Raw genomic sequence first — 12,711 nt, 5'->3', positions numbered from 1 at the left:
GCGGCCACTTTTTTGCGCGCGGCGGCCGGAGCGGCCGGTGCGCGCAGAAGACGTGAGGAGCACCGTGCGCGGGAGAGATTTCCTTTCGATTCGCCAGTTTACTTCCGAAGAGCTGTCCGGCCTGCTGACCCTTGCGCGTGAGATCAAGGCACAGCCGGGCCAGTACACCGCCTCGCTGAAGGGGCAGACCCTCGCTCTCATTTTCGAAAAGCCGTCCCTGCGCACGCGCGTCTCGTTCGACGTCGGCATCCAGCAGCTCGGCGGGTTTTCCGTGTATCTCTCGCCCGCCGAAATCAATCTCGGCAAGCGCGAGTCGGCGTACGACGTCGCGAAGAACCTCGAGCGGATGGTGCAGGCCATCATGGTCCGCACCTTCGCCCACGAGATCGTCGAGTCCATGGCGCAGCACGCCGCGGTGCCGATCATCAACGGGCTCACCGATTTCAGCCATCCGTGCCAGGCGATGGCCGACTACCTGACCATCCTCGAACTGAAAGGGCGCCTGCGCGGCATCAAGGTGGCCTACGTCGGCGACGGCAACAACGTGGCGAACTCGCTGCTGTTTGCCGGCGCCCGGTTCGGCGCGCACGTGAGCGTCGGCACGCCGCGCGGCTACGAGCCTGCCCCCGAGGTGATGGCCTGGGTGCAGGAGAACGCCCCGGCGACCGGTTCGATCTGCACGGTCACCAACGATCCGTTCGAGGCGGTGCGCGGCGCGGATGTCGTCTACACCGACGTGTGGGCGAGCATGGGGCAGGAAGCGGAGGCGGAGCAGCGGAAGGGCATCTTCGCGCCGTACCAGGTGAACGCCGCGCTGATGGCGAAGGCCGGGAATGACGCCATCTTCATGCATTGCCTGCCGGCGCACCGCGGCGAGGAAGTCGCCCCGGAGGTGATCGACTCGCCGCGGTCCGTCGTGTTCCAGCAGGCGGAGAACCGCCTTCACGCGCAGAAGGCCATCCTGTACTCGGTGATGCGCTGATGCCTACGGCAGTCGTCGCCATCGGCGGCAATTCGCTCATTCGCGCCGGCGAGAAGGGGACGATCGCCGAGCAGATGGCGAACGTGCGGCGCACGGCCGACGCGCTGGTGGCGCTGATTGCCGAGGGCTACGACCTCGTCATCACGCACGGCAACGGCCCGCAGGTGGGCGCGGCCCTCCTGCGCTCGGAACGGGCGGCCGACGAGGCCTACCGTCTACCGCTCGACGTGTGCGTCGCCGCCACGCAGGGAGAGATCGGGTACCTCCTGCAGCAGGCGCTGGCCGAGCGGCTCTCGTTCGCCGGATTGAAGCGGCCCGTCGTGTCGCTGCTCACCCAGGTGGTCGTCGCCAAGGACGACCCGGCGATGACGAACCCGACCAAGCCGATTGGTCCTTTCTACACGCAGCGCGATGCCGAGGTGCGCCGCGCGCAGTTCGGCTGGGCGGTCGTGGACGATGCCGCCCGCGGATGGCGCCGGGTCGTGCCCTCGCCTCGGCCGATCGAGATCATCGAGGAGTCGGCGATCCGCACGCTCGTGCGGTCCGGCGCCCTCGTGATTGCCTGCGGCGGCGGCGGCATTCCCGTCGTCCGCGAGAACGGCCATTTCACCGGCGTGGACGCGGTGATCGACAAGGACAGCGCCTCGCGGCTCCTCGCGCTGAGGCTGCAGGCCGACCTGCTCGTGATGGCGACCGGCGTGGACCGCGTGTACGTGGACTACCGCAGGCCCGGGCAGCGCGCGCTCGACGAAATCGACGCGGCGGAGCTGCGGCAGCTGTACGACGCCGGACACTTTCCGCCGGGCAACATGGGCCCGAAGATCGCCGCCGCCCTGGCGTTCGTCGAGCAGGGGAGCGGGCGCGCGCTGATCACGTCGTACGAGCGGCTGCTCGACGGCATTCACGGCAAAGCGGGCACGCACGTGGTGCGGGCCCGTGCGGTGACGGGGAGGCGCTGACCATGCCGCTGACGCACGTCGTCGAGTCGCAGCAGTTCACCGTGCCGCTGCTCCTCGAGCTGTTCGAGCGGTCGCGCCGCATGGAGCGCGTCGTGGCGCGCGGCGGCACGCTGGACTACCGCGACCGCATCATGGCGACGCTGTTCTACCAGCCGTCGACGCGCACGCGCCTCTCGTTCGAGGCGGCGATGCACCGGCTGGGCGGGCAGGTCCTCTCGACCGAGCAGCCGCGCGCCTTTTCGTCGGAAATCGAGGGGGAGCAGCTCGAGGACACGATCCGGATCATCGGCGGCATCTCGGATGTCATCGTGCTCCGGCACAGCGAGCAGGACGGCGCCTCGCGCGCCGCGGCCGTCTCGCCGGTTCCCGTCATCAACGCCGGCGACGGCAACGGCGGGCAGCACCCGACCCAGGCGCTGCTCGACCTCTACACGATCTGGCGCGAGCGAGGCGCGCTCGACGGGCTCTCGATCGCCATGATCGGCGAGCTGGATCGCGGGCGCACCGTGCGCTCGCTCGCGTACCTGCTCAGCAAGTTCGATCGCGTGAAGATCCACTTCGTGAGCCCGCCGGAAGTGCAGATGCAGCCCGACATCCTCGAGCACCTGGAGCGCCACGGCACCTGGTACGAGCAGCAGCCGGACATCACCCGGGTGATCGGCGAGGCGGACGTGATCTACCAGACGCGCATCATGCCGGACCGCGTTCGCGAGCGTGCCAGCCTGCGGCGCTACGCGATCGACGCCGGCCTCGTGCGCGCGATGAAGAAGGACGCGCGGATCCTTCATCCCCTGCCGCGCACCGTCGAGCTGGACCGCACGGTCGACGAGGATCCGCGCGCGCGGTACTTCCAGCAGGCGACCAACGGGCTCTACGTCCGGATGGCGCTGCTGTCGATGTTGTTTGACGGCGTGTCGTGACATGACCAGTGGGGTCCCCATGCAGACGGTCGATTACATCGGTCTCGAAGAGGAATTCGGCGCGCACAACTACCACCCCCTCGACGTCATCGTCGAGCGCGCCCAGGGCGCGTGGGTATGGGACGTCGACGGGAAGAAATACCTGGACTGCCTCGCCGCGTACTCGGCGGTCAACCAGGGGCATTGCCATCCGCGGATTCTCGCGGCGTTCGTCGAGCAGGCCAGGCGCGTCACGCTGACCTCGCGCGCGTTCCGCAACGATCAGCTGCCGCTGCTCTGCAAGGACCTGCACGATCTCACCGGAATGGACATGGCGCTGCCGATGAACTCGGGCGCCGAAGCGGTGGAGACCGCGCTCAAGGCGGCGCGCAAGTGGGGATACACGGTCAAGGGCATCCCGGACGGGTGCGCGGAGATCATCGTCTGCGCCGGCAACTTCCACGGCCGGACGATTGCGATCATCTCCTTCTCGACCGACGAGCAGTACCGCGCGGGGTTCGGCCCCCTGACGCCCGGCTTCCGCGTCGTTCCGTATGGCGATGCTGACGCGCTGCGGGAGGCGATCACCCCCAACACGTGCGCGTTTCTCGTCGAACCGATCCAGGGGGAGGCGGGCATCGTCATTCCGCCTGACGGCTTCCTGAAGCAGGCGGAGCAGATGTGCCGCGAGCACAACGTGCTGTTCATCGCCGACGAGATCCAGGCGGGCCTCGGCCGCACCGGCCGGCTCTTCGCGTACCAGCACGAGGGAATCGAACCCGACGCGATCATCGTTGGCAAGGCACTCTCCGGCGGCTTCTACCCCGTGTCCGCCGTCCTCGCGCGCAAGGAGGTGCTCGGCGTGTTCAAGCCGGGCGACCACGGCAGCACGTTCGGCGGCAACCCGCTGGCGTGCGCCGTCGCCCGCGCGGCGCTGCGCGTGCTGGTGGACGAGCACCTCGTCGAGCGTTCCGCCCAGCTCGGCGCGTACCTCCTCGAGCAGCTCCACACGATTCAGTCGAACGCGGTGAAAGAGATCCGCGGGCGCGGGCTCTGGATTGGCATCGAGCTGCACGGCGCCGCGCGTCCTTACTGCCAGCGGCTCAAGAGCGAAGGCATGCTCTGCAAGGAAACCCACGACCGCGTGATTCGCCTCGCGCCGCCGCTCGTGATTACGAAACAGGAAATCGACTGGGCAGTCGACAAACTGCGGAAGGTGCTGTGATGGAGCGGACCAGGACGATCATCATGGGCGCCGCCGGGCGCGACTTCCATGATTTCAACGTGCTCTATCGTGACAACGACCGCTACGAGGTCGTCGCGTTCACGGCCACGCAGATCCCGAACATCGACGACCGCCGGTATCCCGCGGGGCTGGCGGGCCGGCTCTATCCGGAGGGCATCCCGATCCACGCCGAGAGCGAGCTCGAGGCGCTCATCCGGGCGCACGGCGTCAGCGAAGTGGTGTTTGCCTACAGCGACGTGGCCTACAACTACGTCATGGACCGCGCGTCGCTCGTCAACGCGGCAGGCGCCGATTTCAAGGTGCTGTCGGCGACGACCACGATGATTAAAAGCACCAGGCCGGTCGTGTCGGTCTGCGCCGTCAGGACGGGCTCGGGCAAGAGCCAGACGACGCGCCGGGTCGCGGCGCTGCTGCGCGGCCGCGGGCTGAAGGTGGCGGCGGTGAGGCATCCAATGCCGTACGGGGATCTCGCGAAGCAACGGGTCCAGCGCTTCGCCACGCTCGAAGATTTGAAGCGGCACGACTGCACCATCGAAGAGATCGAGGAATACGAGCCCCACATCGTCAGCGGCACGATCGTCTACGCCGGGGTCGATTACCGCGCCATCCTCGAGCAGGCGCAGGCCGAGGCGGACGTCGTGATCTGGGACGGCGGCAATAACGACACGCCGTTCTACAAACCGGATCTCGCGATCGTCGTGACCGATCCGCTCCGCGTGGGAAACGAGCTGACCTACTACCCAGGGGAGACCAACCTCCGGATGGCGGACGTGGTCGTGATCAACAAGGTGGACTCGGCGGACCTGGACTCGGTCAACCGGCTGCGCGAGAACATCCGCCGCGTCAACAGGGACGCACCGATCGTGGAGGCCGCCTCCCCGGTGTTCCTGGACCACCCCGATCGCCTTGCCGGCCGGCGCGCGAGATCGTCGATCCGCGGCCCTACACGGTCGGCACGATCACCGAGACGTTCCGGAGATACCCGGAGATCGGCACGCTGCTGCCGGCCATGGGGTACGGCGAGGAACAGATCGCGGACCTGCAGGCGACGATCAACACGGTGCCGTGCGATGTCGTGGTGATCGGCACCCCGATCGACCTGACCCGGGTCCTGAAGATCGAGAAGCCGACGGTGCGCGTTCGCTACGAGCTGCAGGAGATCGGGCAGCCGGACCTGGCGGAGCTCATGAACGCCAGGCTGCGCGTCCCGGCGGTCGCCTGACGCCGGGCCCGAACGTTGATGCGTGCCGGGCTGGCATCTGGAGGATAATCGGGGCGCCTGCCGGGATTCCGGCGTGTTCGCCCGGGGGGGCTCCCCGGGGCGCGGATTACTGCCGAAATCCGCGCGGTACTGGGCTTGCGAACCCGGGTGGGTCACGGGGAGTCGTTCGCATGAAGATCGATCGCAACGTGCAGCAGTGCCGCTGGGCTGAGGCGACCCTGTTCCTGGCCGCACCGCAGTGGCTCGACGCGTGGGACTATCCCTGGAGCTGCCGCTCGTCGGGCAGCTTCCGTCCGATCCCGGATACCCGGGTGTGCCGCACGTGCGAGCGCTGGCAGGCCCGCGACCGCGCGGACAGCTGCTGCTGCTCGAACGAGGAGTGCCGGTAGCGTTTCTCCCGGCGAACTCCCGTGTCCCAGCGGCCCGTCTCTCAACGGGGCTGCTGCGGGGCCCGATACAGAATGACCTCGGCGCGCTCCAGGGTGACCAGCCCCTCGGTCACCATCGCGTCGAGATCCGGCAGGAAGGCCTCGATCTTCTCCGCTGAGTCCACGATCTCGATCAGCACCGGCAGATCCTCGGACAGGCGAAGAATCTTCGCGGTGTGCATCCGGCTGTGGGCGCCGAATCCCATGAATCCCTTCCACGCCGTCGCCCCGGCGAGCCCGCGGCGGCGCGCCTCTTCGACGATCGCTTCGTACAGCGGTTTGCCATGCCACCGATCGCTTTCGCCGATGAAGATGCGGAGCAGCTTGCCCTCGGTTGGAATCGACACGTTGAACCTCGCTAGCCGATGCGCGTCAGCACGTAGCCCGCCCAGAGCGCGGCGAATCCGGCCAGCACCTGCCCGGCGGCGTTGGCGAATGCCGCGCCCGCCTGCCCGTCACGCATCAGCGAGAACGTCTCGTAGGTGAACGACGAGAAGGTGGTAAAGCCGCCAAGAATCCCCACGAGCAGGAACACGCGTACCGGCGGCAGCACCAGGGCACGCTCCTCCGATACGCCCGCGAGGAGACCGAACGCGAGGCAGCCCATCACGTTGACGACGAACGTTCCGTAGGGAAAGGTGGAGGGAGCGACGTGGTGCACGGCACCGGCGAGCAGATATCGCGACGCCGAGCCAATGGCGCCGCCGAGCGCCACGAGCGCGACATGCCTCCAGAGCATGCCTGCTATCGTAACAGGAAGGCGAAAGCGGCCGAACGGCCTAGCGCATCGTCAGCAGCCGGGGGCGCCAGCCCTGGCGCCGAAAATCCTGCTGTTCCTGGAGATACCCGTCGATGAAGGGGGTGGGACGGTCGAAGCGACGCACTCGCGTCTGCCCGCCTGACACCGTGACTTCGTACACGAACGTGCCGTCAGGCGCCTTGCGGACCTCGCAGGCCATGACATCGTCGTTGCGTTCCAGAAACCAGACCATAGCGTACCGAAGTACTGCAACGGTTGGGCCGCCCGGCGCCTCGCGGTTTTACGGGGGTTTCGAGACCTCTGGACGGGCGTGTGCGTGCGGTCGCGCGCCGTCCGCACACCTATGAGCGCGCGGCGGCGCGGGCATGCCGCCGCAGCCGCGGGAACGCAACCGGCGGAATGCGTTTGAGCTCGGCGCCCGCCGAGTGGCGCAGCCACAGGGAAACAGCCGCGGACCCGGCGGTCGATCCGAGGAAGATGAGCCCGATCGTGTGATACGCGAGGGCAACGGCGCCAACCACCGGCCAGATCGGCGCGTCGTCGGCCCGCGCGACGAGCGCGCCACCGGCCGCCGCCACCACGAGGTCCAGGCCGGCAGCCGCGAGCCGGGAACGCCGCGCGAGCAGCGACTCACGGCCGGAGTCGGGCTTCGGCGCCGCCGGAGCGGATGGCGCGCGGCGCCGATCCTCGAGCGGTTCCACGAGATCCTCCTGCCACTCGGACTCGAGCCCCAGCAGCTCCGCCTCGGCGCGGAGAATGTGCCCGCGCCGGCGGTCGCCGTTCGGGAAGCACCGGCAGAATTCATCGACCGTGCTCTCGGGATCCATGCCGATCGCTCGCGCGTACTCGCGGATGAACGCGCGCGCGAAGATGCCGGACGGCCAGCGCGAGACATCGTTCCGTTCGAGCGCCGCCCAGAGTTCCACGTCCACGTTGGTGCGGTCGGCGAGGTGTTCGAGCGAGATGCCGCGCTGTTCCCGGATGCGGCGCAGGTTCGGTCCGAAGCGGTCGCGTGCGCTCATGGCCGAGCTGTTTGGAGCAAGAGGTCTGCCAACCGGTTTGCGGCGTAGATGCGCCATTTCGCCGGCCGTGTGGTCACCGGCCGACGCGATTCTGCACAGCGATTACAAAAAGGCGAAGCGAACCTGAACAGGGCCGCGCGAACTTTTTCGCCCGGGCATGCGTCCCTTAGTGTCATGCAGGACATCCGGTTTGCCCTTCGTCTCCTCTTGCGCGAACGATCGTTCGCCCTGACCACGGTGCTCACGCTGGGCGTCTGTCTCGCCGCGAACATCGCGATCTTCAGCGTGGTCAACGCCGTCCTGCTCAATCCGCTGCCGGTGCCCGAATCGGATCGACTCGTGCTGATGCACAACAGCTACCCGAAAGCGGGGGCGCCGGAGGGGTCCACCGCGGTCCCCGACTATTTCGATCGCCTCGCGGCCATCACCGCGTTCGACCAGCAGGCGATGTATCGCGTCATGGGGTTCGACGTGGGCGAGCGCGGGAATCCGCAGCGCATGCGCGGGATGATCGTGACCCCGTCGTTCTTCGCGCTGGTGGGCGTGAACCCGCACCTGGGGCGGCCGCTCGTCCACGCGGACGCGCAGCAGGGGCACGACCGCAAGGTCGTGCTCAGTGCGGCAGTCTGGCGCGATCAGTTCGCGCGCGACCCGGCCGTCGTCGGACGCGATCTCCGCATCGACGGCGAGCCGTACACGATCGTGGGCGTGATGCCCGAGTCGTTTCGCTTCATCGATCACGAGGTGAAGCTCTGGATCCCCAAGTGGTTCACACCCCAGGAGCGCTCGGATGACTCGCGGCACAGCAACAACTGGACGTATCTGGGGCGCCTCAAGCCGGGCGCGACCGTCGAGCAGGCCCAGGCGCAGGTCGATGCGCTGAACGCCGCGAATCTTCAGAAATTCCCCGAGCTTCGCGACGTCCTCGTCAATGCCGGGTTCCGCACCATCGCCACGGGTTTCCGACAGTACCTGGTGCGTGACGTGCGGAGCGTCCTCTACCTGCTCTGGGGAGCGGTCGCGTTCGTGCTGGTGATCGGCTGCGTGAACGTCGCCAATCTCTCGCTCGTCCGATCGACCGTGCGCCTGCGGGAGCTGGCCACGCGCATGGCGCTCGGCGCCGGCCGCTGGCGCATGGCGCGGCAGCTCCTGACGGAGAGCATCGTACTGACGTGCGCCGCCGGAGTGGTCGGCTGGTTCCTCGGAGTCTGGGCGGTCGGCGGCTTCAGGGCGCTCGGCCTCGAAGGCCTGCCGCGAGGCGGGGAAGTGGCGATCGACGCGACGGCCGTCGCGTTCACCGCCGGTCTCGTCCTGCTGGTCGGCCTCGCCACCGGTGGCATCCCGCTCGCGCACGTTCTCGGCGCGAACGTCAACGAGGTGCTGCGCCAGGAAGGAAGGTCGGGAACGGCCACGCGCGCGACGCGCGCGATCCGGCACTCGCTGGTGGCCGCCGAGGTCGCACTCGCCTTCCTGCTGCTGGTCGGCGCGGGCCTGCTGCTGGCGAGCTTCCAGCGCGTGCTGGAGGTCGAACCGGGCTTCGACCCCCGCGGTGTGCTGACGGCGTCGGTGGCGATGCCGGCCTCGCGCTACGGGAACGAGGCGGCTCGCGTCGCCTTTGTCGACCGCGCGCTGCATGACGTCCGGCGGCTGCCCGGCGTGCAGGCCGCCGGCGTCACATCGAGCATTCCCTTCGGCGGCAGCTACTCCGACAGCGCGATCCTGGCCGAGGGCTACGCCATGGCGCCCGGCGAGTCGATCATCGCGCCAAACCGGATCCTCGTCTCACCGGGCTACTTCGAGGCGATGCGCATCGCGCTGGTCAGGGGGCGGCTGTTCGACGCGCGCGACACCTTGACGTCGACGCGCGTGGCGATCGTGGACGAGGATTTGGCCCGGCGCTTCTGGAAGGGACGCGATCCGGTTGGCAAGCGCCTGTATCTGCCGAGGTCGGCGGAGGACCTGGTGGCTCCGGGACCGAACGCGATCTGGCTGACGGTGGTCGGTGTCGTCGAGAACGTCAAGCTCCAGGCGCTCGTGGGCGGCGACAGGCGGTTCGGCGCCTACTACTTCCCGTTCGCGCAGGCCGGAACCGAAAACGTCACGTTCGCCCTCCGCACCACAGGCAGTCCTGAATCGCTCCTGCCCGCGCTGCGCGCCCGTGTCGCGGCGCTCGATCCCGACATGCCGGTGTACTCGACGTACTCGATGGAGGAGCGGATGTCTCGCTCGCTGACCGATCGCCGCACCCCCGTGGTGCTCGTGCTCGGGTTCGCCGGCGTGGCGCTGCTGCTCTCGTCGATCGGCATCTACGGCGTGTTGAGTTACCTGGTGACCCAGCGCACGAAGGAGATCGGCATCCGTCTCGCGCTCGGCGGCACCACGCGCGACATCCTCGCGCTCATCGTCCGCGAAGGGCTCGTCGTCGTCGGCGTCGGCTTTGCCGCGGGGATGAGCGGCGCGCTGGCGTTGCGGCGCGCGCTCGAGGCGCAGCTGTACGGCATCACGGCGACCGACCCGGCCGTGTACGGGCTGGTCGCACTGATTCTTGGCGCGGTGGCGCTCGCCGCCTGCCTGTTGCCGGCGTGGCGCGCCGCGAGGGTGAGCCCCTCAGTGGCTCTATAAGGGGGACAGTCACACTTTCCGAAGCCGCGGCTTCGGAAAGTGTGACTGTCCCCCTTATTCTGCCTGCCGGAATTCCGGCGCCTCCAGCTCCCGCCGGCCGGCCGGTGGCGGAACGCCGCCGAACGGCCGAAAAGACGCAGTAAATCCACCGGTCTTCTGGGATTGTCACTGGTATCGTGCTTGCGAAGCACCTCGGGAGGAGTTCCCTGTCATGTTGCTGCGCGACGAAGACATTTTCGATTATCACGAGTTCCCGCGTCCCGGAAAGCTCGAGGTCGTCACCTCGAAGCCGTGCCTGACGCAGCGCGACCTTTCAATGGCCTACACGCCTGGCGTGGCGCGGCCGTGCCTCGCCATCGAGCGGGATCCGGAGGCGGCCTATCGCTACACCGGGAAGGGCAACCTCGTGGCCGTCGTCACCAACGGTACCGCCGTGCTCGGTCTTGGCGACATTGGCGCGCTGGCCGGCAAGCCGGTGATGGAAGGCAAGGGGGTGCTGTTCAAGCGCTTCGCCGACGTGGACGTCTTCGACATCGAGCTGAACACGAAGGATCCGCAGGAGATCGTCCGGATCGTCAAGGCGCTCGAGCCCACCTTCGGTGGCATCAACCTCGAGGACATCGCCGCGCCCGACTGTTTCTACATCGAAGAAACGCTCAAGCGCGAGATGAGCATCCCGGTGTTCCACGACGACCAGCACGGCACCGCGATCATCTCTGGCGCCGCGCTCCTCAACGCGCTCGAGATCGCGCGCAAGAAGATCGACCAGGTGAAGGTCGTCTTCGTCGGCGCGGGTGCGGCGGGCATCGCGTGCGCGGAGATGTACGTCACGCTCGGCGTCAGGCGCGAGAACATGCTGCTCGTCGACACGAAGGGGGTCGTCCACAAGGGGCGCACCGAGAAGATGAACCCCTACAAGCAACGCTTTGCCGTCGAGACGAAGCTGCGGACGCTGGCGGAGGCCATCAAGGGAGCCGACGTGTTCGTCGGCGTCTCCCAGAAGGACCTGCTCACGGCCGACATGCTGAAGACCATGGCGAACGACCCGATCGTGCTCGCGATGGCGAACCCGGATCCGGAGATCGCGTACGACCTGGCCATCGCCACGCGCCGCGACGTCATCATGGCGACCGGGCGCTCGGACTACCCGAACCAGGTGAACAACGTCCTCGGGTTCCCGTTCATCTTCCGCGGCGCGCTGGACGTACGCGCGAGCACGATCAACGAGCCGATGAAGCTGGCGGCGGCCCGCGCGCTCGCGGACCTCGCCAGGGAAGACGTCCCCGACGGCGTGCTGAAGGCGTACGGGCTCGAGACCCTCGGCTTCGGGCGCGACTACCTGATCCCGAAGCCGTTCGATCCGCGCGTGCTGCTGCGCGAGGCGCCGGCGGTGGCGCAGGCGGCGATCGACAGCGGCGTCGCCCGGCGGCCGATCGCGGATATGAGCGCCTACATCGAGTCGCTCGAGCGGATCCTGGGGCCGTCGCGCAAGGTCGTGCGGCTCATGGTGGAGAAGGCGAAGGCGACACCGGCGCACCGCATCGTCTTCCCGCAAGGGGAGCACCATTCCGTGCTGCACGCCGCGCGCGCCGTCGCGGACCAGGGGATCGCCACGCCGATCCTCATCGGCGACCCGAAAAAGATCGCGACCGAAATGGAGCAGCTCGGGCTCGACTCCCGGTTGTTCCAGATCATCGAGCCGAACGGCTCCGCGCGGCGCGAGCAGTACGCGGCGGAGCTGTACCGGCTCCGCGAGCGGAAGGGCATCACGCCGGCACGGGCACACCAGCTGATGACCGATCCGACCTATTTCGGCCTGATGATGCTGCGAGCCGGCGAGGCCGACGCGTTTGTCGGCGGCCTGGACCGCCGCTACCCCGACACGATCCGTCCGGCGCTCGAGATCATCGGGCTGCGCGACGACGTGAAGCGGTTGTCTGCGGGGCACCTGCTGATCTTCAGGGACCGGCAGTTTTTCTGCGCCGACACGATGATCAACATCGAGCCCTCCGCCGACGAGCTGGCCGAGATCGCCTGGCTGGCGGCCGACGCGGCCACCTTCTTCGGCATCGAGCCGAAGGTCGCCATGCTCGCCTTCGGCAGTTTCGGCTCGGTGCGCCATCCCAACGCGGAGAAGGTCGCGCGTGCCGTGCAGATCGTGCGGCAGCGGCGGCCTGACATCACCATCGACGGCGAGATGCACCTCGAGGTGGCGGTCACGCCCGAGATCGCGCGCGAGCAGCACCCGCACTCGCAAATCCAGGGCGATGCCAACGTGCTCGTCTTCCCGGACCTCGCCGCGGGCAACATCGGCTACCAGCTCGCGCGGCGCATCGGGCGCTCCGAGGTGCTGGGGCCCGTGCTGCTCGGCATGCGCCAGCCGATCACCGTGCTGCCGCCGACGGCGACCACAACCGAGATCGTCAACGCCGCGACGATTGCCGCCGCGCTCATCCCGGCAGTCGCCGGACGCCGCGAGGCGGCGGAGGTCGGCGTGTAACTCACAGGACAAGGCACGAGGCACGAGGCAGCAGGCACGAGGGTCAGACCTTGTGCCTTGTGACTGCTGCC

General features: G+C 68.2%; 11 protein-coding genes and 1 pseudogene. 8 read left to right on the top strand and 4 right to left on the bottom strand.

From position 1 onward, the window contains the following. Positions 1-52: 52 nt before the first annotated feature. The 6 genes and pseudogenes from argF (at position 53) to HYU53_08950 (ending at position 5,697) form a co-directional block, all read left to right on the top strand. Positions 53-982: an ornithine carbamoyltransferase gene (gene argF, locus HYU53_08975; protein ID MBI2221327.1), complete on the top strand. Its 930-nt coding sequence runs from the start codon at positions 53-55 to the stop codon at positions 980-982. Further along, positions 982-1,941 (top strand): carbamate kinase, encoded by a 960-nt coding sequence (arcC, locus tag HYU53_08970; protein ID MBI2221326.1) that lies wholly within the window; start codon positions 982-984, stop codon positions 1,939-1,941. The genes argF and arcC overlap by 1 nt, the downstream gene beginning before the upstream one ends. Positions 1,942-1,943: 2 nt before the next feature. Further along, a complete protein-coding gene (gene pyrB, locus HYU53_08965) occupies positions 1,944-2,861 on the top strand; it encodes an aspartate carbamoyltransferase (GenBank protein MBI2221325.1) in 918 nt (305 codons plus the stop codon). Positions 2,862-2,880: 19 nt separating this feature from the next. Continuing rightward, positions 2,881-4,065, top strand: coding sequence for an ornithine--oxo-acid transaminase (rocD, locus tag HYU53_08960; GenBank protein ID MBI2221324.1), 1,185 nt, complete (start codon positions 2,881-2,883; stop codon positions 4,063-4,065). Further along, positions 4,065-5,308: pseudogene (locus HYU53_08955) on the top strand (GTPase). Before rocD ends, HYU53_08955 begins: the two are co-directional and overlap by 1 nt. Before the next feature lie 170 nt (positions 5,309-5,478). Next, entirely contained in the window at positions 5,479-5,697 is a 219-nt protein-coding gene (locus tag HYU53_08950) for a hypothetical protein (protein MBI2221323.1), read from the top strand. 41 nt (positions 5,698-5,738) lie between these two features. Here HYU53_08950 and HYU53_08945 read toward each other — a convergent pair whose 3' ends face one another. From HYU53_08945 to HYU53_08930, 4 genes are all read right to left on the bottom strand, one after another. Further along, entirely contained in the window at positions 5,739-6,083 is a 345-nt protein-coding gene (locus tag HYU53_08945) for a DUF190 domain-containing protein (protein MBI2221322.1), read from the bottom strand. 11 nt (positions 6,084-6,094) lie between these two features. Beyond that, positions 6,095-6,475, bottom strand: coding sequence for a fluoride efflux transporter CrcB (crcB, locus tag HYU53_08940; GenBank protein ID MBI2221321.1), 381 nt, complete (start codon positions 6,473-6,475; stop codon positions 6,095-6,097). A gap of 40 nt (positions 6,476-6,515) precedes the next feature. Beyond that, complete coding sequence (locus HYU53_08935; GenBank protein ID MBI2221320.1) at positions 6,516-6,728, bottom strand: hypothetical protein; 213 nt, start codon at positions 6,726-6,728, stop codon at positions 6,516-6,518. 109 nt (positions 6,729-6,837) lie between these two features. Then, on the bottom strand, positions 6,838-7,518 hold the full coding sequence (locus HYU53_08930) for a helix-turn-helix domain-containing protein (protein MBI2221319.1): 681 nt from the start codon (positions 7,516-7,518) through the stop codon (positions 6,838-6,840). A 207-nt stretch (positions 7,519-7,725) separates the two neighbouring features. On the opposite strand from HYU53_08930, the gene HYU53_08925 reads away from it, so the two are divergent. Continuing rightward, on the top strand, positions 7,726-10,140 hold the full coding sequence (locus HYU53_08925; protein ID MBI2221318.1) for an ABC transporter permease: 2,415 nt from the start codon (positions 7,726-7,728) through the stop codon (positions 10,138-10,140). A gap of 211 nt (positions 10,141-10,351) precedes the next feature. Continuing rightward, the gene (locus tag HYU53_08920; protein ID MBI2221317.1) at positions 10,352-12,640 is read left to right on the top strand and encodes an NADP-dependent malic enzyme; all 2,289 of its coding nucleotides are present in this window, start codon (positions 10,352-10,354) and stop codon (positions 12,638-12,640) included. The last annotated feature ends 71 nt before the right edge of the window (positions 12,641-12,711 follow it).

Source organism: Acidobacteriota bacterium (assembly GCA_016184105.1).
In the GTDB taxonomy this organism is placed as follows: domain Bacteria; phylum Acidobacteriota; class Vicinamibacteria; order Vicinamibacterales; family 2-12-FULL-66-21; genus JACPDI01.
Note: the sequence above shows the minus strand (reverse complement) of the source record. Positions and strands in the feature narration are given on the sequence as shown.

Bases quoted from the DNA above. Each gene is read 5' to 3' on its own strand.
- arcC (MBI2221326.1), top strand. From the start codon at position 982: ATGCCTACGGCAGTCGTCGCCATCGGCGGCAATTCGCTCATTCGCGCC.
- pyrB (MBI2221325.1), top strand. From the start codon at position 1,944: ATGCCGCTGACGCACGTCGTCGAGTCGCAGCAGTTCACCGTGCCGCTG.
- rocD (MBI2221324.1), top strand. From the start codon at position 2,881: ATGCAGACGGTCGATTACATCGGTCTCGAAGAGGAATTCGGCGCGCAC.
- HYU53_08950 (MBI2221323.1), top strand. From the start codon at position 5,479: ATGAAGATCGATCGCAACGTGCAGCAGTGCCGCTGGGCTGAGGCGACC.
- crcB (MBI2221321.1), bottom strand. From the start codon at position 6,475: ATGCTCTGGAGGCATGTCGCGCTCGTGGCGCTCGGCGGCGCCATTGGC.
- HYU53_08935 (MBI2221320.1), bottom strand. From the start codon at position 6,728: ATGGTCTGGTTTCTGGAACGCAACGACGATGTCATGGCCTGCGAGGTC.
- HYU53_08930 (MBI2221319.1), bottom strand. From the start codon at position 7,518: ATGAGCGCACGCGACCGCTTCGGACCGAACCTGCGCCGCATCCGGGAA.
- HYU53_08920 (MBI2221317.1), top strand. From the start codon at position 10,352: ATGTTGCTGCGCGACGAAGACATTTTCGATTATCACGAGTTCCCGCGT.